Below are 25,983 nucleotides of genomic sequence, written 5' to 3' on the forward strand. Positions count from 1 at the left end.
ACAACAAAAAGCCGGGCAGATGCCCGGCTTTTGTCTGTTTTCAGATTCAGAACGCCATTCCGGTTATTTCACCCGCTATTCCTCGCTGAGGTTGTAGTGAATCACCCGGCGCTTACCGTCAACCTGCACATCAGCCCATTTACGCGCCACCGGTTTGACTTCGCCGTTGCGTAGTGCCGTGATCAGCGCGGATTTATCCTTATCTTCATACAGATAAAGTTCGCCAGCCTGGGCCCATTGGGTGGCATGTCTGACGTAAATACGGCAGTTAATGGACGACGAATCTAACGTATTACACAAGAAAATTTCTTTCTGCTTATCGCCGTTCAGATCCAGCGTGTTGATGATACACATCCCCTGCAGGCTGAGACAGTCGCGCAGCGTGTTGCTGTATTGCTCAAGCTGAGGCAGGGAGCTCCACCAACCGTCATCCGGCTGCACCGCACCTTTCGCCAGTACAATCATCTTTTTAGCCTCTTCCAGACGATAGTTTTTCGCCAGTGCAGCGTGCTCTTTATCATCGTAAGTTCCCCAGCGGGACGTCCGGGCGATCATGTTTTTCAGCGTCAGCAGCAACTGCGGATCGCCGGTAAAGGCAGGATGCTGCTGCAGCCTGGCCAGCGCCTCGTTGCCACGGCGGCCGGTGTCGAAACGCAGCATCTGCAGATCGAAATCCTTCGCCTGCGTTTTGCCGCTGTCGAGTCGCGCAATCTGATTGTTGACGCTGATACGGTAAGGATCGAGCAGCGGGCTGTTGGCCGCCATCACCAGAATGACCACCAGCAGCGACAACGGCTTATTTAACTGAGTAACACGCGGCAGCCAGTCAGGGCGTTTATCGATCACCGCAAAACTGTAGCAAAGCGCGGCGATCAGCGTGACGCTGATCACCAGCACCGCCCACAGACGTTGTGGCGTCCAGCCGTATTGCGAAACGCGCAGGCCGGTAGAATACAGCGCCAGCGCGGCATACACCGGCAGCAGTAAAATCGCCGCATTCACCAGCAGACGAATTGCCTGCGGATAAGGTTTTTCAGCATGATCGGTTTCGCGTACCACATTAACCAGCAGCAGAATGCTCAGTGCCAGGGTGGTCAGCAAACTGGCCGCGGACCAGGCTTGTGATAACACCGTCAGGCCGGTAAACGGCAGGGCAAACAGGAAAATCAGCGCAACGAACGCCACCAGCGGCAGCAGGCCTTTGAGAATAAAACGGATGACATTGCGGGTGGTATTCATCAGCGCCGGTTGCGTACGGCAGGTGACGATACTGATGCCCAGCAGCAAGGCGGACACCAGATGCATAAACAGCGGCGTATCGAAAAACAGCTCATGGAAATATTCAATGCCGATCAGCCGGAATAACCCTGCACATAATGCCATCACTCCGATGGCCAGCAGCAGCATCAGCAACGTCAGCATGACACACAGCGTATTCTGACTGTAGCAGGCAGAAAGGTTTGCGTAACGGTAACGGCTTTCTGCCGGGAACGCCTGCACCTGTAGCCATGGCAAAACAAAAAAGACCAGCAGCGTCAGCGACAAATAAAACGGTGCCAGCAGCGAATCCGCCGATGTCCCCGTCATATTACTTTTTACCCATGCAGCCATACCGGCCAGCAGCAGCGTGAGAAGCGCCATTCCGGTCCAGAACCGGCGGTCATTCAGATGAACGACAGACAATGAAATCAGCACCGGTAATGTTAATGCCATAGTCTGGCCGTAAATATTATGGGAGAAACTGGCAAATTTCGCCGCGGTGTGGTCTGAGAAAAAGAAGTACAGCAATAATCCCTGGACCAGGCAGAGGATAACGACTAACCCGCGGGCGGGAACGGGCAGGTGGGGCATGGCGCGACCTGCTCTGTTGAACTGAGACATCCGTGACTCTCCAAAAATGTAAGAGGACATGTTGTTAAAAACGCATGCCAGTGTAGTGGGTTCCGGCTTCCGGTGCAGAAAACTCTTCATCTGACCGGCCTCAGTGTGAGTGAGCGTCCTCCCATAACTGGCAAAATCAGCGGCAGTCACTAGGCTTATGTATTAAATGGAGAATTTCGAGGTGAAAATGGCAGAACAAGAACTGAAAGAAAAACGCATTGAAATCGTTAAGAATTTCTACGCCAAACTGGATCAGGCAGATGCGTCATTACTGGATCTCTTTGCTGAAGATGTGGTGCTGTTTTTTCCGAAATTTGGCACCGCGCAGGGAAAGTCTTCTCTGGGGGAACTGGGTAAACGCTTCGCGCTTGAAATCGACAAGATCCAACATATTCAGAACGCTTTCCGTTTTCTGAGTGACGGAGATGCCATTGTGCTGGAAGGGCAGATGCGCGGCGTGATGCAAAACGGCGACCGCTGGCCGACATCGGAGGCCGGCAGCCATCATTTCTGCACGGTTTTTGTCTTTGAGGATTTGCTGATCAAACGGGTGAGCATTTATCTCGATCCTGATTTTAATCTTGAGGATAAAAAGCGGGTGAATAATTATCGCCAGGCGGCGAAAACTGAGGAAAACAAAACCTGAGATTACCGGATAAAAAAAGAAGGGAAACCGTGTCAACCCACGGTTTCCCTTCGCCAACTGCCGCTCATCAGGATTCGGCAGGGACAATGCTGTTCTTGTAGCGTTGAAGAATCGGTGAGTTGATCTCCGACGGGTTCTGCAACTGCCACAGGTTACGTTCGATGCCGTCGTTGACCAGATAAATCACCCCGGATTCAATCGCCGACATCAGGCACAACATCACCGGCTCATTGGTGGTGTAGCCCAGTTCGCCTTCCAGTAACCGCTGATAATCGATAAAGCGGAACACCCCGGCCTGCACTTCATACGATAAAATCGTCTTGCTGGTATTCACAGACGATAAAACCTCTCCGGTATTGACGTCGACAGCACGCAGGTTCACGGCTATCTGGTCAAGCTGGTATTGCGTACTGGCACCGATACCGAAATACCGCGCACCAATCCCGCCTGATTTCACATTACTTTCATAGCCGATAATCGATCCTTCAATCAGGATGTTCGCCGCCACCAGCGAGGAAAGCGGCCGCTGATTATTGATAGCGACGCTGCCGTTTTCCTGTGCGGCACGGATAATTTTGCGTTCGTTCAGTAAGTTTTGCAGCCCCTGACGTTCCAGCGGGATAAACCATTTGGAATCTTTGAGTGCCGATACCAGCATTGCCGTGGCGCTTTGCGGCACCGCAGTCGAGAAGTTACTGGCCGGATACGGCTTGAACTGGCCTGTTTCATCCTGAATGTTATACACCGACACAAAAATCCGGCCCTGCGGCGAAGGCAAATGGGTCAGATCGGTATAGCTTGGCGCCCGGGGTAATAATGTCGGTCTTGCGGCTTCTTTCGGTGCTGCTGTGAGGCACCCGCTCAACACAAAAACTGCGATGAGTAATAAATAGCTGCGCATGATGTCGTTCCTGTTTTTATCGGTCGTCGGAATCAGTTGGTCGTGGCAGACAAACCCTGTACCTGAATGGTGGAAATTTTACCGGTCTTGCGGTCAGTGACATTCATCACCAGTTGCCCGTCGGTATTCTGGATATCCACGATAAAATCCTGTGTGACCAGCCGCCCCGGTTTCCCCTGATTGACGTTGCCCATCAGGCTGCCCAGTAATTGCGACTGAATCGAGGCGGTGAAATTGTCCAGCGCAGACGTCGAAGTGGATCCGAAGTCATAGCTGTCGGGGTCTTTATAGGAGTTCTGCGCCTGAGCCTCGTTGAGCAGGAACGCGCCATTATTCGGGTTGCCGCCGAAATTCGGGTTGATGAACTGGAAAACCATATTGCCGCCCCAGGAAACCGGGGACGCCGTCAGCAATGCCAGCAGCATGACTGAACGCGAAGCTGAGACTGGAATATTCACGATGCTCTCCTTAAAAGAGGCTGTGCATTAAAATTCGTCATGGGCGAGATCCCCGGTGCCCAGTAACGCTTTGTCCAGTTGCCGCCGTGATAATGCTTCGGTCACACCGGCAATGGCGGTTTCGACGTCCTTATTAAAATTGCGACGGTTGGGAAACAGCAAAGTCTGATACAGGGTGTCCTGACCTATTTTTATGGTGATCCAACTGCCCCAGCGGGCGCTGGGTCTTTCTGAAATAGTGAGGGTTTCCGGGTAGTTCTGTTCCCATTTGCCGGTAAAACCACGGTAAAAATCGTGGCCAACCGATGTCACGGTTCTGTCGGTGATAAGCCCCGGGTCTTTTATATCCGCAGCCTGAACATGCAGGCAGGTGGCGCACAGCAGCGCCAGCCAGAGCCAGAAGCCCTTTATGCAAATAGTCATGATATCAGCGCTTGAGGTTGTCATTAGCCCAGGACGCCGCCTGAGTGCGGTTTTTAACTGAGATTTTTCTAAATAAATTATAGAGATGCGTCTTGACGGTGTTCTCGCTGATAAACAGCAAACGTGCGATTTCCGTGTTCGAAGCGCCCACACGTAACTTATTAAGGATCTCTTTTTCGCGATGAGTCAGGCCGGTATCCTCTGAGTGAAGATGACGGAAAGCACCGGACTGATTGATCAGGTAACTGGCGAAGCCCTGAGAGAAGTAGCATTCTCCGCGGATCACGCTTCTGATCCCTTCGACCAGATGTTCTTCATCGGTGGAAAGATAAAATACGGCGCTGATCCCCGGCCAGGTTTCAATTTCCCGAAAATGATAATTATCAGGTGTGTTTAATAATAATAACTTCACGTTGTTGTGATAACGGTTAACGGCTGTTTGCCATAGCTCAATTGTCCGGCGATCGGCTTCCATCATATCGAAGAGAATTAATGCCTGCTGAAGCGTCTGATCCTCAAGTGATTTATGGATATTATGAAGCCGGGTATTAACACAAAGTTGCTGTCTTAATTGCTGCAATAAAGCACTGGCTTGTAATGATGGTTTGGTCACTAATAAAAGAATATTATTATTGATTGCTGCTTCATTACTCATAATGAAACCCTGCCCTGATTTTTATAGCCACAGTCTGCCATTGCCTGATCACTGAAAAGGCAGGAAATAGACTGAGATTTTATTTTGCTAAATCTATAGCTGTATGTTTGCTGTGTATATCTGAAAATGGCAAATATTCACAACCTGAGGCACATAATATTTTTAGGTGGTTTTATGTGCGGTACTGACTCAATTTAGCTTTTGGTTTACCTTACGCAAGGCTTATTTATGTTTCAAAATGTAAATAAAAATGTATAAAGTTTTTCTTATGTATGGAGGGAAATTACATTCCGCCATGTTAAAGAAGACTTAAGTAATTATTTTACACAATCTTAACGTTTGGCCTTGTTAAGGCTGCATATTTGTCCGATAACAGTCCGCATTAATTATGCTTAAACACCAGTTGGCTGCATGCTTCGCCATTAATAACGTAAACTGACGCCTGTTTTTGTATTGATTTCACTTAGGTGAGCACATCTGCAAGCTTCTTTGTAGCCTGTTAAACCCTGCTGCAAAGCTGCGTGAAGACACTTTTAAGCGGCTTTTAAGGGTGGAAATGTGCGGGAGATCTCTTTTACACCTGTGTTTAATTTCAGAGAGAATTAAGAATAGTTGCATTTGTGTGATTATTTAAACCGGTTTCCATTTTAACTTTAGGATTAATGCCATAGGGTTGATTAGCCGTGCTGACCTTTTACCAGGACGTTCTGGTCAGTACGCATGATAAATGCCGCCTCATACTTTCTGATGAAGCCTGAAATTAAAATACGACGAGCGGGTGAGTTCCTTATTTCTGGCAAACACCATAATCAATCCGTCAGCAGCAATTAACCGGTTCGCAAAGTGTGGGCCGGTATATACAGGGTGACGAAATGAAAAAGACTTTATTGACCCTGGCGTTACTTTCAGCCTCCTGGGGCGTTCATGCACAGCAGTTTGATATGGCTTTTTCGGAAATGAATTCTGAGGGTCCGGATCAGGTCTTTGCTGGTGCAAGGAATTCATCGGGGAATGCATCCATGATTTATCAGAACGGTAATAGCAATCTGGCCGCCACAAATCAGACGGGTTATGGAAATGCCGGCGTTATCCGTCAGGCCGGATCAGAGAATACTGCACTGTTAAATCAGCGGGGTAATGGAAATAACGCGGATATATCCCAAAGCGGCAGCGATAATTTCGCCTACGTATCGCAAACCGGCGGCGGAGATGCATCCATTACGCAACAGAATTTTGGCAATACCGCCTACATCCTGCAAAAAGGCCGGGGTGTGACGGAAATTCGCCAGAATGGTACGAACCAGAGCAGCGGCGTCGTACAAAACTCGTCAGGAATGGCGATTAGAGTGACACAGCATTAACACACCAAACATCCGATATTAAACCAATGGGGTAGCATCATGAAACTTTGGAAAATTGTGGCAGTCTCCGCTTTAGTCGTCAGTGGCAGTGCATTTGCAACCAGTCCTGGTCATGGCGGGGGTGGCTCTGACCACGGTCATAATCCACCGACATCAACGGTACCGACATTCACGGCGACTCAGTGGAATTCTGAAATTCAGATTTACCAGCAGGGCACGGCTAACCTGGCGAATGCCACTCAGTCTGGTGCACAAAAATCGCTGACAGCGATTAGTCAGGATGGCTACAGAAACAGTGCCGGGACCAATCAGACCGGTGATGGCAGCCTGATCAGTGTGGTACAAAAAGGCGACTACAACGGGGCTAACGTTTCGCAGAGCGCTAACGGCAGTAAAGTGCTCGTGTCCCAGAACGGTTCAGGTAACTATGCCCAGGCTTCACAAGGTGCCAATGGCTCTCTGACCAGCATCACTCAGGTCGGTACTGCGAACCTGGCCTACGCGTCACAAAACTGATTAGTGCGCCCTACCCTGCGAAGGGGAGGCGTAAAGCAGAAACAGGGCACTGGCCCTGTTTTTTTTCGACCGGATACGCAGGATAAACGTTATGCATTTGCTCCTGATCGCCGCCGTGATGTCCAACCAGCTTTGGTTCGATACACACCACGATGCGCAGAATTATGTTATTACCCCGATGGTCAGTCTCACCAAAGCCTGTTCCTGTCAGGTGGCGGTTTCGGTTTCGCAGGAAAGCACTGCGGGCACCAGCACCAGCCGCCAGAGCCACAATGTGAATTTTTCCGCCCATCAGCCACAGCCTCTGGGACAGATGCGTTTTGTTCTCCAGCCCGGCGGAAAAACACAAATTATGATAACCGTGACGGACGGCGACAAACTGCGTCTGGAAAAGCAGTTTACCTTGCCGGATGACGCCTGACGTCGGGCGGATCACACCGCCAGATTGTCATAGCCCTTGCGGCGATAATTGAGGGCAGAGATGCCCCAGAACACCACGAAAATCGCCACGGCCGCATAGCCGACGCTGCCCATATTTTCATTCAGGCGACCGACCACTGCCCATATTCCGCCGTGTAAATCCAGCTTATCAGCCATCAGCCCGAGCGCTTCCAGGCCGCCGATAAACAGGGCAATCACCACGCTGGTGGCCGTAATCGTCATGTTGTAATAGAGCTTGCGCACCGGTTTATCGAACGCCCAGCCGTAGGCGCCGACCATGACAAAGTTATCCAGCGAATCGACCAGTGCCATGCCGCTGGCGAACAACAGCGGAAATACCAGAATGCTCCATACGGACATGCCGGAAGAGGCCCCCGCTGCAGAAATACCTAGCAGGCCAATTTCAGTGGCAGTATCAAAACCCAGTCCGAATAAAAATCCCACCAGATACATCTGCCAGCTTTTATTCACCAGATTAAACGCAAAGCTGAATAACCGGCTCATTATTCCTCCCTGCATCGCCTGGGTTTCTCCGGCATCGGCAAAGTTTTTACCCTGTTTGATCTTCTGAAAACGGCGGTAAACGTCGCGCAGGATCAGCGCATTCAACAGCGCCATCATCAGTAAAAACAGGGCGGAAACCAGCGTGCCGAGGGTGCTGCCATAATCGTGCAGCCAGCCAATTTTGTTGCCAAACACCAGTGAGGTGGCAGCGATCGCTACGCAGGCCAGCATCACAATGCTGGAGTGTCCGAGAGAGAAAAATGCACCGACCGCCACCGGACGCTGCCCCTGTTGCATCAGCTTGCGGGTGACGTTATCAATAGCCGCAATATGATCGGCATCGACGGCATGACGCAGCCCGTAACCGTAAGCCAGCAGGGCCGCGGCCACCAGCGCCGCGTTGTGGCGAAACACCACCAATGCCCAGCCCCAGGCCAGTAAATTGACCGCCAGCAGCCCGGTCAGCAGCCAGAAAGCACGACGGTGCGTGTGGAAAAAATCACGGTTAATCATGGGGATCCTTGTTGTTAAAACCAGAAGAAAATTGCAGACGGGCGCAGGCGACAACGGCCTGGCCCAGTGCCAGCCCGCCGTCTCCGGCAGGCACGTTTTGCGGCATCAGCACGTGAAGGGGCGCTAAATAGCAATGTAAAAGCTGGCGCAGCAGGCGGTTATGCAGCACACCGCCACCCAGTGCCACCGTGCGGGTGCCGGTTCTCACCGCGTGATAGCAGGCGAGGGCGGCAAAGCCTTGCGCCAGCGCGTCGTGAAAAGCAAAAGCCCGCGCGGCAGGCGTGGCATTCCAGTCGAGCCATTGTTGCCAGAATGTCGCTAAATCCAGAAAAGTGCCCGACGTCGTATGCCGCAGCGGCATCGTGACCGGATGCGAAGTGCCAGCTCCCCGTTGCGCCAGCGCTTCCAGACGGCCTGCCGCTTCGCCTTCCCAGCTCAGTTGCGCAGGCGTACAGCCGAGTGCAGCGGCGACGGCATCAAACAAGCGCCCGCAGGACGAGGCCAGCGGCGCATTGATCCCGGCGGTGATGGCTCTGGAGAGCGGCAGCCACGGATATTCCCGCAACGCCTGCGCCTCCGGGCGCGTCTGCCAGTCCGGCACAAACGCCTGCCATTGCGCCAGCAAATTCCGCCACGGTTCCCGTGCTGCGCGGTCGCCACCCGGCAGCGCAACGGCAGGCAATCCGCCTAAATGTTTGCAGTGCAGATAATCCACCTGCAAACACTCGCCGCCCCACAAGGCACCGGTTTTATCGTCAGCAACGCCATAACCCAGCCCGTCAAGCGCCAGCCCGATGACCTTGCTGCCATCCAGCGGCCAGTGATGTTCCGCCAGACACGCGGCGATATGGGCGTGATGATGAAGAACGTCAATTATGCGTATACCGTGGCTTTCCGCCTGCACATGGCTGACATACGCCGGATGCGCATCACGGGCCACCGTCAGCGGCGTGCAATCATAAAGGTGCTGAAAATGTTCAATCGCCTGCTGCTGTTGTCCGGCAATATCGCAGCGGGTGAGTGAGCCGAAATGCGCACTGAGAATGGCCTGATCGCCGCGCACTAGACAGAAGGTATTTTTGAGGTCACCGCCCAGCGCCAGCAGCGGCGGCTGAACATCGAATCCGTCAGGCAGCGTAAAAGCATCTGGCACATAACCGCGCGCACGGCGCAGCATTTCAGTGCCATGTGCCGTCACCCGCAGCAGCGAATCATCGGCGCGCTGGACGATATCGCGGTTATGCAGCAACCATATGTCTGCAATGCCATCGAGTTGTAACAGTGCAGCTTCATTGGTGAGGGCGGGCGCACAGCCGCTCGCATTTCCGGAGGTCATCACCAGCGGTGTCTCAACCGCCTGCATCAGCAAATGATGCAGCGGGGTAAACGGCAGCATCAGCCCGACTTCGTCCAGTTCAGGCGCGATTGCCGCGCACAGCGGCGACATCGCACTTTTCGTCGCCAGTACGATGGGCGCGGCCGGTGATCCCAGCATTTCGCGCAGCGCAAATTGCGGGCTTTCGTCGCTGCATGCTGCCAGCCAGCTGATGTCCGGCAGCATCACCGCCAGCGGTTTTGACGGCCGCTGTTTACGTTCGCGCAGCCGCATCACCGCGTTTTGCTGCGTGGCATCGCAAGCCAGATGAAAGCCTCCCAACCCTTTAATGGCGACGATTTTCCCCGCGCGTAATGCCGCGACGGCGTATTCCAGCGCCGCTTCTCCTTGTGCCAGCATGTCGCCATTTTGCAACGTCGCGCTGACCAGCGGCCCGCAGTGCGGGCAGGCGACCGGCTGCGCGTGAAACCGCCGGTCGGCAGGGTTTTGGTATTCCTGCTGACAGTGCGGACACAACGTAAATTCCGCCATGCAGGTGGAAGGACGGTCATAAGGCATGGCGCGGATCAGCGTAAAACGCGGGCCGCAATGTGTGCAGTTGGTGAAGGCGTAGCCGAAACGACGATCGTCCGGGCGGGTAATGTCTTTCAGGCATTCGGGACAGGTCGCCGCGTCGGGCACCACCTGGGTATCCATCCGGCTGTGACGGCTGTCAGTGATAGTGAAATTTTGCGGAAGCGCCTGCCAGTCGAAAGGATCGAAACTGATGCTGTCGATGCGTGCCAGCGGCGGGCAGTCGCGCTGTAACTGTTCAATAAAAAGTTCAAGATTGACCGGCTGAAGCAGCCTGATTTCCACTCCCGCGCTGTCGTTGCATACTTCACCACGAAGCCGCAGACGGTCCGCCAGTTGCCAGACGAAAGGCCGGAAACCGACGCCCTGGACTTTGCCACTGATGCGGATGAGCAGACCGGAATCAGACATAAATACCTCTTAAATCTCAGGGGGTTGCTCCCTCCCCTGCGAAGGGGAGGGTTGGGGTGGGGTATTAATGACAACTTTGAATCCGAGGCTGCCTGTAAAACCCCCTCCCAGCCTCCCCCTTCGCAGGGGGAGGAGCTAAGAACCCACACCTTTTGCTGAGGAGCTTAAAACCTAAACCTCAACCACCGGGATCACATCTTCAACGGCGCTGCGCAGGCGCGCTTTCATGTCGCTGTAAGTCTGATGTGCGTAATTCTCTGCCCAGCGCTGATCGGCGATTTGTTCGACTTTCACCGCGCAGTATTTGGTTTCCGGTGTTTTGGAAATCGGATCGAGGTTGTCCTGCGTCAGTTCATTACAGGCACCAATCCACCACTGATAGGTCATGTACACCGCACCCAGATTGATACGTTCGTTGTAGTTGGCGCGGGAAATGACTTTGCCACGGCGCGATGCCACCCAGACCAGTTGCTGATCGCGAATGCCCAGCGCCTGTGCATCCACCGGATTCATCTGCACAAAGCCCGGTTCGTCAGCCAGCGTTTGCAGGGCGGCGCAGTTACCGGTCATCGAACGGCAGGAGTAGTGACCGACTTCGCGCACGGTGCACAGCACCAGCGGATAATCGCCGTCCGGCACTTCCGCCGGTGCGCGCCACGGGGCGGCGAACAACTGGCCTTTGCCGGTCGGGGTATCGAAATGATTGTCGGCGTACAGGTATTGTGTCCCCGGACTTTCCAGCGTGGTGCAGGGCCACTGCACGTGTCCCAGTTCGCCCATTTTTTCGTAGGTGGCGCCGTAGAACAGCGGGCAGAGGCTACGCATTTCGTCCCAGATTTCCTGGTTATCGTTGTAATGCATCGGATAACCCATCTCTGTTGCCAGCAGGCTGATAATGTCCCAGTCGCGTTTGACGTTGTATTTTGGCTCGATGGCTTTCTCGAAACGCTGGAAGCCGCGGTCTGCGCAGGAGAAGACGCCGCCGTGTTCGCCCCAGGACGTTGCCGGTAAAATCACGTCGGCCTGTTCCGCCGTTTTGGTCATGAAGATGTCCTGCACCACCACGAAGTCCAGTGCTTCGAAGCCTTTGCGCACCAGACCTAAATCGGCTTCGGTCTGTAACGGATCTTCGCCCATGATGTAATAAGCTTTCACTTTGCCCTCAAGGGCCAGATGCGGGATCTCGGTGATACGGTGACCGATTTCGGTGTCCATCTGATTCACGTCAATGCCCCAGGCATCAGCGAATTTTGCGCGAACTTTTGCATCAGTGACGGACTGATAACCCGGGAATTCATTGGGCAACACGCCCATATCACAGGCACCCTGCACGTTATTTTGCCCGCGAACCGGGCCGACACCGACGTTGGCGCGGCCAAGATTACCGGTCAGCAAGGCAAGCCCTGCCAGACCTTTCACCACGTCAACCGCCTGACCAAACTGGGTAACGCCCATGCCCCACATGATGGTGGCAGAAGGCGCAGCGGCGTAAGTGCGCATCGCCTGACGGATTTGCTGGGCGGACACACCGGTCTGTTCCGCCACGGCTTCCGGTGAGTAATCCGCGACATTTTTGCGGTATTCCTCAAAGCCTTCGGTGTATTTCGCCACATAGTCATGGTCATACAGATCTTCTTCGATCAGCACATGGGCAAAGGCATTGACCAGCGCCATGTTGCAGCCGTTTTTGATTTGCAGATGTTGATCGGCAATGCGTGCGGTTTCGATGCGGCGCGGGTCGCAGACAATGATCTGCGCGCCTTTTTCTTTCGCCTTGATCACGCGGCGCGCGACGATCGGATGAGAATCCGCGCAGTTATAGCCGAACACCAGCAGACATTTTGAGTTTTCGATATCGCCGATGGAATTACTCATCGCGCCGTTACCGAGCGTGGCCTGCAAACCGGCAACCGACGGGCCATGACACACACGGGCGCAGCAGTCGACGTTGTTGGTGCCGATCACTGCACGGGCAAATTTCTGCATCACATAGTTGGTTTCATTGCCGGTCCCGCGGGAAGAACCGGTGGTCATAATGGAACGCGGGCCGTGTTTTTGTTTGATGTCTTTCAGGCGCTGTGCGGTGTAACGGATGGCTTCATCCCAGCTGACGGCTTCGAATTTCCCGCCTTTCTGGCGGCGGATGAGCGGCTGTGTCAGGCGCGGGGTCAGCAGTTTGGTGTCATTGAGAAAATCCCAGCCGTAATAGCCTTTCAGGCACAGTTCACCCTGATTGGTGACGCCGTTCGCCGCTTCCGCACGGATGATTTTTCCGTTATCGACAACCAGATTCAATTTACATCCGGCACCGCAATACGGGCAGACAGTAGTGACTTTTTTCATGGTATGGCTTCCTTAATCCGGGTTAAAACAGCAGCGGGGAGGTGCTGTCGAGCGCAGCGCGGCGGCGTTTTTCTGCGTTCATTTCCTGTAAGTGGTTACGGTCGATGGCGAAAAGTGCCTTGGTCGGGCAGATTTCCATACAGGCCGGGCCTTCAGCGCGGGTGTGGCACAGATCGCATTTGTGCGCTTCGGCTTTATCCGAGGTGGTGACCATCGCCGCGCCGTTCTGACGGAAAACCGGTTTGGTGACCACTTCCATGGCGCCGTACGGACAGGCGACAACGCAGGTTTTACAGCCGATGCAGCGTTCCTGCATCACCTGCACATGGTCTCCGGTGCGAAGAATGGCCCCGTTCGGGCAGACATTGGCGCAGGGCGCATCTTCACACTGGCGGCACATCACCGGTGTGCTGAGATTGACGCCTTTGATCACATGCAGACGTGGCGCGAAAGTGGCGGCGTTAAGCAGCGAGATATCCTGCGAATCGCTGTGCGCCATCACACAGGCAATTTCACAGGTACGGCAGCCGATGCATTTTTTAGGGTCGGCGATGATAAACCGGTTCATCTGAATCTCCTGATTCCGGATTTTCTTATGGAGCCGGATAACACCGGCTTGACGACATTGCTGTACGGGTAATACATAAAGCGTGCCAGTTTCTTAATTTTAATATTTTCCATAAAATTCAATATTTTATTTTTAAATCGTGTAACGGTGACGAAATGTCGGGCTGATGTCATGTCTGTTTCGTCACCGCATCGACAGTTATGTCGACAGCCGCTGTCAGAGGCTTTCGGGCCGGAAAGGCGCGATCCCCAGCCCCTGATCCAGCGCAGGCAATAGCTGATACAGTCGGTTCACGGCCTGTTCCACAGCGGTGCTCATCGGGTAATAAAAGGCCACCACGTCCGGCTGAATGCCGACAAAGGTGATGTGCGGGATGTCTTCACGCAACTGCTGAATCAGGAAGGTCAGCGGCAGATTGTGGGTGGTCATCATGAACATCCCGGCGATGTCATCTTCATCGATAATGCGCATTTCACCGGCCGCCAGCCCCATGTCGGTGGCATCAACAATCACCAGATGCGCAGGCCGCAGTTCGCGTAAATAACCGATGTCGTTTTCAGGTGCCGCGCCGCCGTCAACCACTGTCCAGCCGGACAGCGGTTTTTCAGCGCACAGTTCGGCCAGACGCGGACCGGCACCGTCATCGCCCATCATGCTGTTGCCCACGCACAGCAGTGCGTAGCGTGGGAGGTTTTCAGGGGAATCAGGCATCGTATCTCCTGACCATCAGGTACATGGCGGGGTCGTGTTCAATTTGTGTGAGCAGGGCGATAAGCTGGTCGCTCCAGCCCTGTTGTTCATCACTCATGTCCGGGCGGGCATCGCGCAGTGCCAGCGCCAGCAGGTGGGTGTGGCTGCTGTCGATATTGATCTCCCCGAAACGCTGCACACCGGCCAGTTTGCGGTGTGCTTCGCTGTTTTCGGGCAGGCAGTCAATCCAGTGCAGATACCCGTCGAGCGGGCATTCGAGACGGGATTGCAGGCAGTCGATCACCCCGAGGTGGTGGCCGATCGCCAGGCTGTAATACACCACTTCCTGCACTTTTTGCGAACTGCGTTTTTGCGCGCTTTTTTCATCGACAAACTTGCTGCTCAGCGAATAGAAAATCACTTTGTTTTTGTCCGGCTGATGACCGGCGTAGGGTTGATGTCGCGCGTAGCGCTGGTCGTTGACGGAGGTCACCACAGGCGTACCTCGCCACGCAGAACCTGCTGATAAATGTGCTGCAGGTTGCCGACAATTTCGCTGAGCCGCAGATCGCCTTGTTCCTCAAGATAGGCAGACACCCGCTGTTCCACCGGCTGTAAGCCGGGCGCGGCCACGATATCCATAAATTTATCAGCAATCTGGCGACCATAACGGTAACCGGCCATCCGGCGCGCTTCGCGGTCGAGCAATACGCGCAGCGGCTGCGGTAAATCCGGGTGCAGCAGCGCCGCCGGTCCGGTGGCTGCCTCATCGTGTTGCTGGCCTTTGATCTTCTGATCCAGCAAACCCAGCGCCATCGCAAAACCATAAATGGTGGCAGCCGGTGTCGGCGGGCAGCCCGGAATATACACATCCACCGGCACGATTTTGTCGGTGCCGCCCCACACGCAATACAGATCGTGGAAAATGCCGCCGCTGTTGCCGCAGGCACCGTAGGAAATGCAGATTTTCGGATCCGGTGCGCTGTCCCAGGCGCGAAGGGCCGGTATACGCATGGCGCGGGTCACGGCACCGGTAAATAGCAAGATGTCAGCGTGGCGCGGTGACGGCACGACTTTAATCCCGAAGCGTTCGGCATCGAACAGCGGAGAAATGGCAGCGAAAATCTCAATTTCACAGCCGTTACAGCCGCCGCAGTCCACGCGGTAAACATAAGCTGAGCGGCGGATGCTGTTAAGCAGTGTGGATTTCAGACTGGCGATACTTTCATCCAGCGTGACGGGTACCGGCAGGCCATTGTCGTCACGCGGAGCAATCAGGTTATGACTCATGAATGAGCCTCCGTGGTCATGTGCCGGCCAATATCAATACGGTCGGAGGAAGAAAGGCTGTGCAGTTTTTTGCATTCGGGGCAGGTTTCATACTGTTCGCGGCGATCGCTAATTTGCCGGTCGCTCAGTGCGGCACTTTCCTGCAACAGGCTGAGTGCGAAGTCGATCTCTTTTTGTACCGCGTAAGGTTTGCCACAGGCACGGCAGTGGCAGATCGGGAAATCTGCAGTTTCAAACAAATCTTCTTTACGCCACACCGCCAGTTCGAATTCCTGCGACAGTTTAATGGCCGCCGTCGGGCAAACTTCCTCGCAGCGGGCGCAGAAAATGCAGCGGCCCAGAAACAGCGACCAGCGGATCGTTTCGCCGTCTTCTGCCGTGGTCATGGTCAGCGCATTAGACGGACAGGCGTTGGCACATGCGCCGCAGGCAATACACTGCTGTGCGGTGTATTGCGGTTTGCCGCGAAAATTGGGTGCCAGATCCAGCGGCTTAAACGGATAAGCCACGGTTGCAGTGCCGGTTTTAAGCACTTTTTTAATCAGTTTCAGCATGATGAGCAGTTCCTCAAAGCGGCGAATTTTTGCGTTCGATGCCGTAACGTTCGATCTCTTTGTAAGGCACGACGATGGATGTTTTCTTACGCACATCGACAACCGTCATGCGGTCGGTGCAGGAATAACAAGGATCGAGACTGCCGATGATCAGTGGCGCATCGGACACCGTATTGCCGCGCAACATGTAGCGCAGCGTCGGCCAGTTGGCATACGTCGCCGCACGGCAACGCCAGCGGAACAGCTTCTGGTTGTCGCCGGTCATGCTCCAGTGAATGTCGTCTCCGCGTGGCGCTTCGGCAAAGCCGAGGGCAAAACGGTGCGGGAGATAATTGAAACCTTCTACCGCCAGCGGGCCACCCGGCAGGCTTTGCAGGCCGAACTCGATCATATTCAGGGCGTTAAACACTTCGTGGATGCGTACTTTCAGGCGGGAATAAACGTCGTTACCGGTTTCGCTGCACAGCTCAAACGGCAGTCTGGCGTAACCGGCATAAGGATGATCCTGACGCATATCGCGGCGGTGGCCGCTGCCACGCACCATCGGACCAACGTTACTGAAATCCCGCGCCACCTGCGGATCCAGAATGCCGACGCCGACGCTGCGTTGTTCGGTATTGGGTGTGCTGAGCAGGATATCGACCAGTTCATTGAGATCACGGCGCATGCTGCCTGCCAGCGCAATGGTGGCGATCATGTCGTCTTTGAGGATGTCGCGGCGGATGCCGCCGATCAGGTTCATGCCGTAGGTTTTACGCGCACCGGTCAGGATTTCTGCCATCTTCATCGACTGTTCACGGACGCGGAAAAATTGCATGAAACCGGAATCAAAACCGACAAAGTGACAGGCCAGTCCGAGGTTCAGCAGATGGCTGTGCAGACGTTCGACTTCCAGCAGAATGGAGCGGATCATCTGGGCGCGTTCCGGCACCACAATGCCCATCGCATTTTCGACCGAAGAGGTGTACGCCACGCTGTGCGTGAAGCCGCAAATGCCGCAAACGCGGTCTGACAGGAAGGTGACTTCGTTGTAGCCCATGCGGGTTTCGGCCAGTTTTTCCATGCCACGGTGCACGTAAAACAGCCGGTAATCGGCATCGATAATGTCTTCACCGTCAACGAACAGACGAAAGTGTCCGGGTTCGTCAGAAGTGACGTGCAGCGGGCCAATCGGCACGATTTTGCTGCCTTCTTTGGCCTCGGAAATAAACGGATAGGTCTCTTCGTCCGTGGTCGGTGCCGGGCGCTGACGGTAATCCATCGCGTCTTTACGCAGAGGATATAAATCGTCCGGCCAGTCATCCGGCAGCACCAGACGGCGTTCATCCGGCAGCCCGACCGGACGCAAGCCGTACATATCACGCACTTCGCGTTCGCCCCAGACCGCCGCCGGTACACGCGGGGTGACGGAAGGGAATTCCAGTGAAACCGGATCCACTTCGGCGCGCACGGTGATCCAGCACTTCACGCCCTGTTCCATCGACAGCACGTAATACAGCGCGTAATTGCCGCACAGGGTACGTTCGTCATTACCGAATAACACGGAAAGCCAGCCGCCCTGCTGGTAATACAGCCATTCGACCACTTCCGGCAGCCAGTTCAGCCTGATGGTGACGGTCGCCTGTGTGTCGGTCTGCCATTCACTGCCTAAAATCGCCGACGGAAACTGCTTCGCCAGCGCGGCCAGATACTCTTTGCCGACCGGATTTTGATTTAATGCGGTATTGAACTCACTCATTACAAAGCCTCTTCCCGCCGCAGCGGGACAAGAAAAATGTCAGGTCAGCCTGCGACCAGCCAGGAAACCAGCGCCAGAAACGCCAGCCCGAAACCCGCCCAGGTGGTGCGGGAAGTTTTAAGAAAGCGCAGACGGGCGACGCTGTTCTCGATGAGCGCGACCACAAAGACCGCGATCAGCAGCTTCACCAGACACCACACCACGGCGGTCAGCAGTGCCAGCGGCGTGAGCTGTTCAGCCAGCCCGAACGGGAAGAACAGGCCGAGGAATAACTGCAACACCACCAGTTGTTTCAGGCTGATGCCGATTTTCAGCACGCCGAGCGCCGCGCCGGAATATTCGGTCAGCGGGCCTTCCTGTAATTCCTGCTCGGCTTCCGCCATGTCGAACGGCAGTTTGCCCATTTCGATGTAGGTGGCGAATGCACAGGCCAGACCGGCCAGAACGAGGGTTAAGGAAGAGGATAGCGGCCAGTGCAGCACGCGGGCTGCAATGGCACCCAGCGAGGTGGAACCGGCCACCAGCGCGGCAATCCACAGCCCGAGCAGCAGGATCGGTTCGACCAGCACACCGAGTACCGCTTCACGGCTGGCCCCTATGCCGGTGAAGGTGCTGCCGGTATCGAGCCCGGCAATCGCAAACACAAAGCGCACCACGGCAAACAGGTAGATAACGGTGATCAGATCGCCTGCCGCGCCCATTGGCGAGGCCAGCGTTATCCCCGGCAGGGCGGTGGCGATCACCAGCAAGCCACCGGTCAGCAGATACGGCATGCTGCGAAATGCCACCCCGGCGGCGGCAGGGGCGACACTCTGGCGGGTCAGCAGCTTGGCGATATCGCGGTATTCCTGTAATACGCCCGGCCCCTGACGGTTGTGCATCCGCGCACGCATCACGCGGCTGAAACCGGCAAACAGCGGGGCGATCGCCAGCAACGCAATGGCCTGAAGCAGCGCCAGCGGCCACAACGAACCCGCGAGTAAGAATGAAGTGTTCATAGACAGTTCCTCAGGCAAAAGCCACGACCAGCAACACGGCCAGTTCGATGAGTGCCAGACGACGGCAGAAAATCCCCAGCCAGCCACGGTGCAGCGCAGCCACCAGCGGAGCGGGTGTCATGTGCTGACGCAGGCGATAAAGCGGGGCAAACATGACGCGCAGCGGTTGCGCAAAACCGGTCGCTGTCACCACCATGTCAGCGGAATGACCGTAGCCACAGGCCCAGGCATCGCCGCGTGAACGGTTTGGCAGACGGGAACCGCGTAATACGGCGGCGATAATCCATGGCAGCAGCGGCATGCCCAGCAGCAGGATGGCAATCATCGGGGCAGACACGGCAGACGTGGTGGAAAACGCCGCGCCATGCCCGGCGGCCTGTAAAACCGGCGCGTTGAGCACCGAGGAGGCCACGGCGGCGAAATGCGGAATTATCCACGGTGAGGCAATACCGAAAATCACGCATAACAGCGCCAGCATTACGCTGCTGAGCGTCATCGCCAGCGGAGCAGGCGTGGCGTCTGCCGCTGCCTGACTGCGTGGTGTGCCTAAGAAAGTGACGCCGAAGACTTTGGCAATACACATCAGCGCCAGCGCACCGGTCAGCGCCAGACCGACCGCCAGCAACGGCCCGAGCAGACGAGTGATAAACACCGGACCGGCGCTCAGCTGGAACAGCGACTGATACAGCAACCACTCGCTGGCAAAGCCGTTCAGCGGCGGCAACGCGGACATCGACATCAGGGCAATCAACATCGCCACGGCGGTCCACGGCATCAGACGGGCAATGCCGCCGAGCTTTTCCATGTCCTTAATGCCGGTCTGCATTTCGATTTCACCGGCACCGAGAAACAGCGCGGTTTTAAACAGCCCGTGATTGAACAGATGGAACAATCCGGCCAGCAGGGCGAGCGAGGCCAGCAGCGGCAGATTCAGCGCCACGCCCACCATTGCACCGCCGACACCGAGCAGAATAATCCCGACGTTTTCCAGCGTGTGATAGGCCAGCAGACGGCGGATATCGTGTTCCATCAGCGCGTACAGGCCGCCGATAAATGCGGTCAGGATTGCCAGAAGCAATACCATCAGGCCCCACCAGAGTGGCGGTGCGCCGAGCAAGTCCAGACCGACTTTTACGATGCCAATAATGCCGATTTTCATCAGCGCGGAAGAGAAAAGGGCGGCGGCGTGGGCGGGTGCGCTGGAATGCGACTGCGGCACCCAGGCATGCAGCGGGATAATCCCGGCATACAGTCCGAAACCGGCCAGCGCCAGCAGGAAGGCCAGCGATTTAATGCCCGGCGTAAACAGGGTGTGGCGAAGCACCTCAAAATCCAGACTGCCGCTGGTGTGATGCAGCAGTGCGAACGCCAGAATCAGGCACAGCGTGCCGAGACGGCCGGATAAAAACTGATTCAGACCGGCACGGCGGCTTTTCGCATCGTCGGCTTGTACGATCATGAAATAGGCGCACAGTGCGGCCATTTCCATCATCAGGATCAGTTCAGCCGCATTGGCGGAAATCGCGGCGGCGGTCAGCGCAGCCAGCAGCAGATTGCATAACAAGCCGGTACGGGCGCGATGACGCGGACGGGCATTCGCCAGCCATGCGCAGGCATACAGGCTGCTGAACAAGGCCGTGACGGACATTGCCCCTAATAACAGCGCATTCAGCGGGCTGAAGCTGGCGCGGTAAGGCAGAACCGGCAGTGTAAGTGTCACCGGTACGCCACGGTTTACCATCTGAACCGCCGCAATAATAACCGCCACGCAAGCCAGCATGCTGCCAGCGCCTGAAATCAGGCTGCTTAACTTCGCGGTGCCTGCCAGTAACCCGCAGGCAATGCCGCTGAAAATCCAGACCAGCAGCGCCAGCGTCATCAGCGACGCCGGATCCAAAGCGAATAGTGCCGTCATTGTTTGGCCTCCGTGTCAGGTGCACTAAAGGAAGTCAGCCCGGCCGGAAAAACGTTCATCGCATTCAGACGTTTTTGCTGGCTGGCATTTTCAGACAGACTGGCTGTGATAAGCCGGATGGCCTGTGTGGGACAGGTTTTGATGCACGCCGGACCCTCAGGGCTGAAGCTGCATAAATCGCATTTCACTGCCACCGCACGAATCCCCGGCACACAATCCAGAAACGAACTGACCGCCCGCGGGGCTTGCGGGGCTGGCAGGGCTTTGGGCGTATTACAGTCGCGGGGAATATCCAGCGGTGTGCTGCCGGAAAAGCTGATGGCCCCGAACGGGCAGGCAAGCCCGCACAGTTTGCAGCTCACGCACAGGCTCTCGTTGAGATGAATCGCGTCGTTTTCACGGGTGATTGCATTCACCGGACACACCTGCGCGCACGGAGCATCTTCACACTGGTGGCACATCACCGGCGCGGAATCCAGACGGTTACGCATCACCTGTAAACGGGGGGCAGATTGTAAACCGTGACGCTGGTGTTCCTGCGAACAACTGGCCATACAGGTATTGCAGCCGATACAAAGTTTCGGATCGGCTATCACATATTGATTCATGGCATTTTTAACGCTCATGAAGTCTCCTTGGTATTTCGTCAAAGATGACGAAATCGGCACTTAAATTGACATTTCGACATTTATGTCGGAATTGATCCCAGTAAAAAATCGGCAATGAAAAATATTCCTGTGATGCCGAAGTAATAATGTATTTCTGAATGTAACTCAGGCGTGGCTGAGTAATTTATCGAGTTGCGAATGAATCGGCTGATTAGTTTTCAGTGAATCAAAAATACACTGATAAATAGCCGATATTTTATTGAGATAATGTTCCAGCACAGCGTCCTTATCTTTAATATCCACGCTGCCATCAACCCGGCCTTCTTCGCTCAGCGTGGCGTGTGCAAATACCCGAAAGTTGGGTTCTTCAGCGTTGTGCGCCATGTTCAGGCTGTAAACGATATCCTGGCTGTAGAAGTCGTCACTGAGATGAATGCTGACAGAGAAATGGTTAAACAGCGTGAAGCGGATATCCTGTTCTTCGCCGCAGCTAAATTCATGGTTTATCTTTTTATTTGAATGGGTTATGGCCTGCGTCAGGCTGTTCTGATACGTGCGCCATTGTGATTTCAGATGGCTGTTTTTACTGGCTATATAATCAGCTTTGCTGGTCAGTTCACTGAGAGTGCTCATTGTCATTACCCGTAATTGAGGTGTGCGTAGGTGCCTTTCCGGTCCGTCTTGATGCAGAACGAGACGTCGAAAATACGGCGCATACAGCACTACTGGCATAAAACGTGCCAGTTTCGGTTTTTGTTTAACAACTGCTTTATTATGAGTAAGTTAAGTTATTTTTGGGGCAGGTGGCTGACTGCCTGAAAAACAGGATGACATGTCGATGACACTGTATTTCGACATATATGACGGACGGTGACTGCTTATTCCGTCATCCTGATTCTTCTCCTTGTTTATGCGTGTCGAAAAAATTCTGGCACCAATATTGCTACTGACCATTCCATGCTCTCTTTATTAATCTTCTGACGGAGGGGAAATAATGCACGAGATTACGTTGTGTCAGAACGCAGTGGAAATAATGCAGCAGTTTGGACGGCAAAATAATGCCCGGAGAATTACGGCGGTGTGGATGGAAATTGGCGCATTTTCCTGCGTCGAACCGGAAGCAGTGCAATTTTGCTTTGAACTGGTGTGCCGCGAAACGCTCGCCGCAGGTTGCGAATTACATCTCGTGACACCGGCGGCAGAAAGCTGGTGCTACACGTGCCAGCAGGACATCACTTTACTCAGCCCCGGCGTGCTGCTGTGTCCGCACTGTGGCGGACGTGATGTACGGATGGTGGCCGATGACGGCATGAAAATTAAACGAATCGAAATCGAATAACGGGCGACCGGTTTGCCCGGGGAGAAAGCTATGTGCAGTACCTGCGGTTGTGCCAGCGGCGAACTTCGTATCGAAGGCGTCAGCGCTGAACACGCTCATCATCATTCCCACGATCATTCGCATGATCACAGTCATTCACACGATCACGAACATTCACACGATCACAGCCACGGTTTGCCGTTTGCGCCGCGACGTCTGGTGGACATCGAAATGGACGTGCTGGCGAAGAATAACCATATCGCCGCCCACAACCGCGAGCATTTTGCGGCAGCGGGCATTCTGGCACTGAATCTGGTGTCCAGCCCCGGCTCCGGTAAAACGACGCTGCTGACCAGCACCCTGACCCGACTGGCACCGTATTTCGACTGCGCGGTGATAGAGGGTGACCAGCAAACCACTCGCGATGCCGATCGTATCCGCGCCACCGGCGTACCGGCGATCCAGGTGAATACCGGTAAAGGCTGCCATCTGGACGCGCAAATGGTTCACGATGCGCTGCATCAGTTGTCGCCAAACAATAACAGCCTGCTGTTTATTGAAAATGTCGGCAATCTGGTGTGTCCGGCCAGTTTTGATCTTGGCGAATTGCACAAAGTGGCGGTGCTGTCGGTTACGGAAGGCGAGGACAAGCCGCTGAAATATCCGCATATGTTCGCGGCTTCCCGTCTGATGATCCTCAACAAAATCGATCTGCTGCCGTATGTCAGTTTTGACGTCGAAGCCTGCATTGCCAACGCGCGGCAGGTGAATCCGCAGATTGAGGTGATCCGGCTTTCAGCCACCACCGGCGAAGGCATGGATCGGTGGCTGGCCTGGCTGGAGCAGCAACGATGTGCATAGGCATTCCGGGACAAATTGTCGCGCTGCATGAACAGCAGCCCGATCACGCCTGGGCGGAAGTCTGTGGTCTGCGCCGCGAAGTGAATATTGCGCTGGTGTGTGACGGCCAGCCACAATCGCTGATCGGCGGCTGGGTGTTAATCCACGTCGGCTTTGCATTGAGCAAACTCGATGAGCAGGAAGCACAGGAAACGCTGGCCGCGCTGCACGCGATGGAAGAAGTGGAAGCCGATGTCGCCCTGTTTCTCGGTGCGGGAGAGGCACGATAATGCGTTTTGTTGATGAATTTCGTGATCCAAAACTAGCGAAAACGCTGATTGAACGGCTGCATCAGCGGGCGGCATTGCTGCCTTATACTGCTGAAAAGCCTATGCAGATTATGGAAGTGTGCGGCGGCCACACGCATGCCATTTTCAAATTCGGGCTGGATAAACTGCTGCCACCGCAACTGGAATTTATCCACGGGCCGGGGTGTCCGGTGTGCGTGTTACCGATGGGGCGTATTGATGCCTGTTGCGAAATTGCCGCCCATCCCGACGTGATTTTCTGCACCTTTGGCGACGCGCTGCGCGTGCCCGGTAAACAAGGCTCGCTGTTGCAGGCGCGCGAACGCGGTGCCGATGTGCGCGTGGTCTATTCCCCGCTGGATACGCTGAAACTGGCGCGTGAAAACCCGGCCCGTCAGGTGGTGTTTTTCGCCCTCGGTTTTGAAACCACGCTGCCGGTTACCGCCGTCACGCTGCAACAGGCACGGCGCGAACGCCTGAGCAATTTCAGCGTATTTTGTCAGCACATCAGCCTGATGCCGACCTTACGCAGCCTGCTCTCGCAGGATGATGTGCGGATTGACGCTTTTCTGGCACCCGGTCACGTCAGTATGGTCACGGGGACCGCGCCTTATCATTTCATCAATGAAGAGTTCGGCAAGCCGCTGGTGATAAGCGGCTTTGAGCCACTCGATATGCTGCAAAGCGTGCTGATGCTGGTGGAACAAGTTTGCGATGCATCGTGTAAAACCGAAAACCAGTACCGCCGTGTGGTGCCGGAAGAGGGTAACCTGCTGGCACAGGAAGCGATGCGCGAGGTGTTTACGCTTGCCGGCAGCAGCGAGTGGCGTGGTCTGGGGGTAATTGAAGCCTCAGGGATTTCCCTGATGCCCGCGTATGCCCCGTTTGATGCAGAGCGACGCTTTAACCCGCAGGCACAACCGGTGGCGGACGATCCCCGCTCCCGTTGCGGTGAAGTGCTGACCGGGCGCTGCAAGCCGCATGAGTGCCCGCTGTTTGGCACCGGCTGCACGCCACATAATGCGTTTGGTGCGCTGATGGTGTCTTCCGAAGGCGCGTGCGCGGCGTGGTATCAGTACCGGCATCAGGAAACGGCAATGGCGGATACACCGCAGTACAAGCATAAACAACAGAAGGTAAGCCAGGATGAGTGATCGCAAAGAAGTCGTCACCATGGCGCATGGCAGCGGCGGCCGCGCCATGCAGCAGATGATCGAACACCTGTTTCTCAGCGCATTTGATAACCCCTGGCTTAACGAACGGGAAGACGGCGCACGGTTATCACTTGCCAGCCTGAGCGCACAGGGCGACCGGCTGGCGTTTACCACAGACAGTTACGTTATTGACCCTATTTTTTTCCCCGGCGGCAATATCGGCAAGCTGGCGGTGTGCGGCACGGCAAACGATCTGGCGGTCTGCGGTGCAACACCCGCCTATCTTTCCTGCGGTTTTATTCTCGAAGAGGGGCTGGCGCTGGATGATTTACAGAAAATAGTCAGCGCCATGGCGCAGACCGCACACACTGCGGGCATCGCCATTGTGACCGGCGACACCAAAGTCGTGCAGCGCGGGGCCGCTGACAAAATCTTTATTAATACTGCCGGGATCGGCGTGATCCCCACAGCCGTGAACTGGGCTGCCGGTACGATAAAAGCGGGCGATAAAGTGATCGTCAGCGGGACGCTCGGCGATCACGGTGCGGCGATCCTGAATCTGCGTGAAAATCTGGGGATGGATCTGGGGGTGGAAAGTGACTGTGCGGTGCTGGCCCCGATGATCGCACCACTGCGGCCGCTGGCCGGTGTCCATGCTGTACGCGATGCCACGCGCGGCGGGGTGAATGCGATTTTGCATGAATTCAGCGCCGCCAGTGGTTTTGGGATCAGCATCGACGAAACTGCGTTGCCGGTTAAACCGGCAGTGCGCGGGATCTGCGAATTACTGGGACTTGAACCGCTGAATTTTGCTAATGAAGGCAAACTGGTGGTGGTGGTTTCTGCACAGGCCGAAGAAAAAGTACTGAATCTGTTACGCAGCCACCCGCTGGGGGCCGATGCGGCGACTATCGGCGAGGTGACGGTAAATCCGCAGGTGTGTCTGCGCGGCGCGCTGGGGATTTCCCGCCAGCTAATGTTGCCCCATGCAGAGCCCTTACCTCGCATTTGTTGATCTCGTCAGGGGGGCTGGCTGCGTC

Annotated in this window: 27 protein-coding genes; 9 read left to right on the plus strand and 18 right to left on the minus strand. The window is 55.2% G+C overall.

The window, feature by feature from the left end; translation table 11 throughout:
- Nucleotides 1–75: 75 nt before the first annotated feature.
- Entirely contained in the window at nt 76–1,881 is a 1,806-nt protein-coding gene (locus RAHAQ2_RS05840) for a DUF4153 domain-containing protein (RefSeq protein ID WP_015696346.1), read from the minus strand.
- A 187-nt stretch (nt 1,882–2,068) separates the two neighbouring features.
- Between RAHAQ2_RS05840 and RAHAQ2_RS05845 the strand changes: the two genes are divergently transcribed.
- Nucleotides 2,069–2,527, plus strand: coding sequence for a nuclear transport factor 2 family protein (locus RAHAQ2_RS05845; RefSeq protein ID WP_015696347.1), 459 nt, complete (start codon nt 2,069–2,071; stop codon nt 2,525–2,527).
- A 67-nt stretch (nt 2,528–2,594) separates the two neighbouring features.
- Here RAHAQ2_RS05845 and csgG read toward each other — a convergent pair whose 3' ends face one another.
- The 4 genes from csgG to csgD are packed head-to-tail and all read right to left on the minus strand — an operon-like array spanning nt 2,595 to nt 4,964.
- Complete coding sequence (csgG, locus tag RAHAQ2_RS05850) at nt 2,595–3,428, minus strand: curli production assembly/transport protein CsgG (RefSeq protein ID WP_015696348.1); 834 nt, start codon at nt 3,426–3,428, stop codon at nt 2,595–2,597.
- A 32-nt stretch (nt 3,429–3,460) separates the two neighbouring features.
- Nucleotides 3,461–3,853, minus strand: coding sequence for a curli production assembly/transport protein CsgF (csgF, locus tag RAHAQ2_RS05855; RefSeq protein ID WP_049796148.1), 393 nt, complete (start codon nt 3,851–3,853; stop codon nt 3,461–3,463).
- Nucleotides 3,854–3,913: 60 nt separating this feature from the next.
- Nucleotides 3,914–4,333: a curli production assembly/transport protein CsgE gene (csgE, locus tag RAHAQ2_RS05860; protein WP_015696350.1), complete on the minus strand. Its 420-nt coding sequence runs from the start codon at nt 4,331–4,333 to the stop codon at nt 3,914–3,916.
- A complete protein-coding gene (gene csgD / locus RAHAQ2_RS05865; protein WP_015696351.1) occupies nt 4,314–4,964 on the minus strand; it encodes a biofilm master transcriptional regulator CsgD in 651 nt (216 codons plus the stop codon). Before csgD ends, csgE begins: the two co-directional genes overlap by 20 nt.
- A gap of 872 nt (nt 4,965–5,836) precedes the next feature.
- On the opposite strand from csgD, the gene RAHAQ2_RS05870 reads away from it, so the two are divergent.
- The 3 genes from RAHAQ2_RS05870 (at nt 5,837) to csgC (ending at nt 7,262) form a co-directional block, all read left to right on the plus strand.
- Nucleotides 5,837–6,325 (plus strand): curlin, encoded by a 489-nt coding sequence (locus RAHAQ2_RS05870; protein WP_015696352.1) that lies wholly within the window; start codon nt 5,837–5,839, stop codon nt 6,323–6,325.
- Nucleotides 6,326–6,364: 39 nt separating this feature from the next.
- Entirely contained in the window at nt 6,365–6,841 is a 477-nt protein-coding gene (gene csgA / locus RAHAQ2_RS05875) for a curli major subunit CsgA (RefSeq protein ID WP_015696353.1), read from the plus strand.
- Nucleotides 6,842–6,932: 91 nt separating this feature from the next.
- Nucleotides 6,933–7,262 (plus strand): curli assembly chaperone CsgC, encoded by a 330-nt coding sequence (gene csgC, locus RAHAQ2_RS05880; RefSeq protein WP_015696354.1) that lies wholly within the window; start codon nt 6,933–6,935, stop codon nt 7,260–7,262.
- An 11-nt stretch (nt 7,263–7,273) separates the two neighbouring features.
- On the opposite strand, the gene RAHAQ2_RS05885 is transcribed toward csgC, so the two are convergent.
- From RAHAQ2_RS05885 to hycA, 13 genes are all read right to left on the minus strand, one after another.
- Nucleotides 7,274–8,299 carry a HoxN/HupN/NixA family nickel/cobalt transporter gene (locus RAHAQ2_RS05885; RefSeq protein ID WP_015696355.1) on the minus strand — a complete coding sequence of 342 codons (1,026 nt, stop codon included), beginning with the start codon at nt 8,297–8,299 and terminating at the stop codon, nt 7,274–7,276.
- Nucleotides 8,292–10,619, minus strand: a complete 2,328-nt coding sequence (gene hypF, locus RAHAQ2_RS05890) for a carbamoyltransferase HypF (protein ID WP_015696356.1) — start codon at nt 10,617–10,619, stop codon at nt 8,292–8,294. Before hypF ends, RAHAQ2_RS05885 begins: the two co-directional genes overlap by 8 nt.
- Before the next feature lie 171 nt (nt 10,620–10,790).
- Nucleotides 10,791–12,962, minus strand: a complete 2,172-nt coding sequence (fdhF, locus tag RAHAQ2_RS05895; RefSeq protein WP_015696357.1) for a formate dehydrogenase subunit alpha — start codon at nt 12,960–12,962, stop codon at nt 10,791–10,793.
- A gap of 22 nt (nt 12,963–12,984) precedes the next feature.
- Nucleotides 12,985–13,530 carry an electron transport protein HydN gene (hydN, locus tag RAHAQ2_RS05900; protein WP_015689506.1) on the minus strand — a complete coding sequence of 182 codons (546 nt, stop codon included), beginning with the start codon at nt 13,528–13,530 and terminating at the stop codon, nt 12,985–12,987.
- A 216-nt stretch (nt 13,531–13,746) separates the two neighbouring features.
- Nucleotides 13,747–14,241: a hydrogenase maturation peptidase HycI gene (gene hycI / locus RAHAQ2_RS05905; RefSeq protein WP_015696358.1), complete on the minus strand. Its 495-nt coding sequence runs from the start codon at nt 14,239–14,241 to the stop codon at nt 13,747–13,749.
- Nucleotides 14,234–14,713: a formate hydrogenlyase maturation HycH family protein gene (locus RAHAQ2_RS05910; protein WP_037038518.1), complete on the minus strand. Its 480-nt coding sequence runs from the start codon at nt 14,711–14,713 to the stop codon at nt 14,234–14,236. The genes hycI and RAHAQ2_RS05910 overlap by 8 nt, the downstream gene beginning before the upstream one ends.
- Nucleotides 14,710–15,510: an NADH-quinone oxidoreductase subunit B family protein gene (locus RAHAQ2_RS05915; protein ID WP_015696360.1), complete on the minus strand. Its 801-nt coding sequence runs from the start codon at nt 15,508–15,510 to the stop codon at nt 14,710–14,712. Before RAHAQ2_RS05915 ends, RAHAQ2_RS05910 begins: the two co-directional genes overlap by 4 nt.
- A complete protein-coding gene (locus RAHAQ2_RS05920) occupies nt 15,507–16,064 on the minus strand; it encodes a formate hydrogenlyase complex iron-sulfur subunit (protein ID WP_015696361.1) in 558 nt (185 codons plus the stop codon). Before RAHAQ2_RS05920 ends, RAHAQ2_RS05915 begins: the two co-directional genes overlap by 4 nt.
- Nucleotides 16,065–16,077: 13 nt before the next feature.
- Nucleotides 16,078–17,802, minus strand: coding sequence for a hydrogenase large subunit (locus RAHAQ2_RS05925; protein WP_015696362.1), 1,725 nt, complete (start codon nt 17,800–17,802; stop codon nt 16,078–16,080).
- Between the two features lie 44 nt (nt 17,803–17,846).
- Complete coding sequence (locus RAHAQ2_RS05930) at nt 17,847–18,800, minus strand: respiratory chain complex I subunit 1 family protein (RefSeq protein WP_015696363.1); 954 nt, start codon at nt 18,798–18,800, stop codon at nt 17,847–17,849.
- Nucleotides 18,801–18,810: 10 nt separating this feature from the next.
- On the minus strand, nt 18,811–20,715 hold the full coding sequence (locus tag RAHAQ2_RS05935) for a proton-conducting transporter transmembrane domain-containing protein (RefSeq protein WP_015696364.1): 1,905 nt from the start codon (nt 20,713–20,715) through the stop codon (nt 18,811–18,813).
- Nucleotides 20,712–21,341 (minus strand): 4Fe-4S dicluster domain-containing protein, encoded by a 630-nt coding sequence (locus tag RAHAQ2_RS05940; RefSeq protein ID WP_015696365.1) that lies wholly within the window; start codon nt 21,339–21,341, stop codon nt 20,712–20,714. Before RAHAQ2_RS05940 ends, RAHAQ2_RS05935 begins: the two co-directional genes overlap by 4 nt.
- 147 nt (nt 21,342–21,488) lie before the next feature.
- Complete coding sequence (gene hycA, locus RAHAQ2_RS05945; protein WP_037038500.1) at nt 21,489–21,956, minus strand: formate hydrogenlyase regulator HycA; 468 nt, start codon at nt 21,954–21,956, stop codon at nt 21,489–21,491.
- A gap of 361 nt (nt 21,957–22,317) precedes the next feature.
- On the opposite strand from hycA, the gene hypA reads away from it, so the two are divergent.
- From hypA to hypE, 5 genes are read left to right on the plus strand one after another with little or no spacing between them, the layout of a single operon-like run.
- Entirely contained in the window at nt 22,318–22,662 is a 345-nt protein-coding gene (hypA, locus tag RAHAQ2_RS05950; protein ID WP_015696367.1) for a hydrogenase maturation nickel metallochaperone HypA, read from the plus strand.
- A 30-nt stretch (nt 22,663–22,692) separates the two neighbouring features.
- A complete protein-coding gene (gene hypB / locus RAHAQ2_RS05955; RefSeq protein WP_015696368.1) occupies nt 22,693–23,502 on the plus strand; it encodes a hydrogenase nickel incorporation protein HypB in 810 nt (269 codons plus the stop codon).
- A complete protein-coding gene (hypC, locus tag RAHAQ2_RS05960; RefSeq protein ID WP_015696369.1) occupies nt 23,493–23,771 on the plus strand; it encodes a HypC/HybG/HupF family hydrogenase formation chaperone in 279 nt (92 codons plus the stop codon). Before hypB ends, hypC begins: the two co-directional genes overlap by 10 nt.
- Nucleotides 23,771–24,943, plus strand: coding sequence for a hydrogenase formation protein HypD (gene hypD / locus RAHAQ2_RS05965; RefSeq protein WP_015696370.1), 1,173 nt, complete (start codon nt 23,771–23,773; stop codon nt 24,941–24,943). Before hypC ends, hypD begins: the two co-directional genes overlap by 1 nt.
- Entirely contained in the window at nt 24,936–25,958 is a 1,023-nt protein-coding gene (gene hypE / locus RAHAQ2_RS05970) for a hydrogenase expression/formation protein HypE (protein ID WP_015696371.1), read from the plus strand. Before hypD ends, hypE begins: the two co-directional genes overlap by 8 nt.
- Nucleotides 25,959–25,983 lie beyond the last annotated feature (25 nt).

This window comes from Rahnella aquatilis CIP 78.65 = ATCC 33071 (genome assembly GCF_000241955.1).
GTDB classification, from domain to species: Bacteria; Pseudomonadota; Gammaproteobacteria; order Enterobacterales; family Enterobacteriaceae; genus Rahnella; species Rahnella aquatilis.

Coding starts and splice junctions, on each gene's coding strand:
- hypB (WP_015696368.1), top strand. CDS start 22,693: ATGTGCAGTACCTGCGGTTGTGCCAGCGGCGAACTTCGTATCGAAGGC.
- RAHAQ2_RS05885 (WP_015696355.1), bottom strand. CDS start 8,299: ATGATTAACCGTGATTTTTTCCACACGCACCGTCGTGCTTTCTGGCTG.
- hypD (WP_015696370.1), top strand. CDS start 23,771: ATGCGTTTTGTTGATGAATTTCGTGATCCAAAACTAGCGAAAACGCTG.
- RAHAQ2_RS05840 (WP_015696346.1), bottom strand. CDS start 1,881: ATGTCTCAGTTCAACAGAGCAGGTCGCGCCATGCCCCACCTGCCCGTT.
- hypC (WP_015696369.1), top strand. CDS start 23,493: ATGTGCATAGGCATTCCGGGACAAATTGTCGCGCTGCATGAACAGCAG.
- csgC (WP_015696354.1), top strand. CDS start 6,933: ATGCATTTGCTCCTGATCGCCGCCGTGATGTCCAACCAGCTTTGGTTC.
- RAHAQ2_RS05845 (WP_015696347.1), top strand. CDS start 2,069: ATGGCAGAACAAGAACTGAAAGAAAAACGCATTGAAATCGTTAAGAAT.
- fdhF (WP_015696357.1), bottom strand. CDS start 12,962: ATGAAAAAAGTCACTACTGTCTGCCCGTATTGCGGTGCCGGATGTAAA.
- hycI (WP_015696358.1), bottom strand. CDS start 14,241: ATGCCTGATTCCCCTGAAAACCTCCCACGCTACGCACTGCTGTGCGTG.
- hypF (WP_015696356.1), bottom strand. CDS start 10,619: ATGTCTGATTCCGGTCTGCTCATCCGCATCAGTGGCAAAGTCCAGGGC.
- RAHAQ2_RS05915 (WP_015696360.1), bottom strand. CDS start 15,510: ATGAGTCATAACCTGATTGCTCCGCGTGACGACAATGGCCTGCCGGTA.
- RAHAQ2_RS05920 (WP_015696361.1), bottom strand. CDS start 16,064: ATGCTGAAACTGATTAAAAAAGTGCTTAAAACCGGCACTGCAACCGTG.
- RAHAQ2_RS05930 (WP_015696363.1), bottom strand. CDS start 18,800: ATGAACACTTCATTCTTACTCGCGGGTTCGTTGTGGCCGCTGGCGCTG.
- hypE (WP_015696371.1), top strand. CDS start 24,936: ATGAGTGATCGCAAAGAAGTCGTCACCATGGCGCATGGCAGCGGCGGC.
- csgF (WP_049796148.1), bottom strand. CDS start 3,853: ATGCTGCTGGCATTGCTGACGGCGTCCCCGGTTTCCTGGGGCGGCAAT.
- RAHAQ2_RS05940 (WP_015696365.1), bottom strand. CDS start 21,341: ATGAGCGTTAAAAATGCCATGAATCAATATGTGATAGCCGATCCGAAA.
- hydN (WP_015689506.1), bottom strand. CDS start 13,530: ATGAACCGGTTTATCATCGCCGACCCTAAAAAATGCATCGGCTGCCGT.
- csgE (WP_015696350.1), bottom strand. CDS start 4,333: ATGACAACCTCAAGCGCTGATATCATGACTATTTGCATAAAGGGCTTC.
- csgA (WP_015696353.1), top strand. CDS start 6,365: ATGAAACTTTGGAAAATTGTGGCAGTCTCCGCTTTAGTCGTCAGTGGC.
- csgG (WP_015696348.1), bottom strand. CDS start 3,428: ATGCGCAGCTATTTATTACTCATCGCAGTTTTTGTGTTGAGCGGGTGC.
- RAHAQ2_RS05925 (WP_015696362.1), bottom strand. CDS start 17,802: ATGAGTGAGTTCAATACCGCATTAAATCAAAATCCGGTCGGCAAAGAG.
- RAHAQ2_RS05935 (WP_015696364.1), bottom strand. CDS start 20,715: ATGACGGCACTATTCGCTTTGGATCCGGCGTCGCTGATGACGCTGGCG.
- hypA (WP_015696367.1), top strand. CDS start 22,318: ATGCACGAGATTACGTTGTGTCAGAACGCAGTGGAAATAATGCAGCAG.
- csgD (WP_015696351.1), bottom strand. CDS start 4,964: ATGAGTAATGAAGCAGCAATCAATAATAATATTCTTTTATTAGTGACC.
- hycA (WP_037038500.1), bottom strand. CDS start 21,956: ATGAGCACTCTCAGTGAACTGACCAGCAAAGCTGATTATATAGCCAGT.
- RAHAQ2_RS05870 (WP_015696352.1), top strand. CDS start 5,837: ATGAAAAAGACTTTATTGACCCTGGCGTTACTTTCAGCCTCCTGGGGC.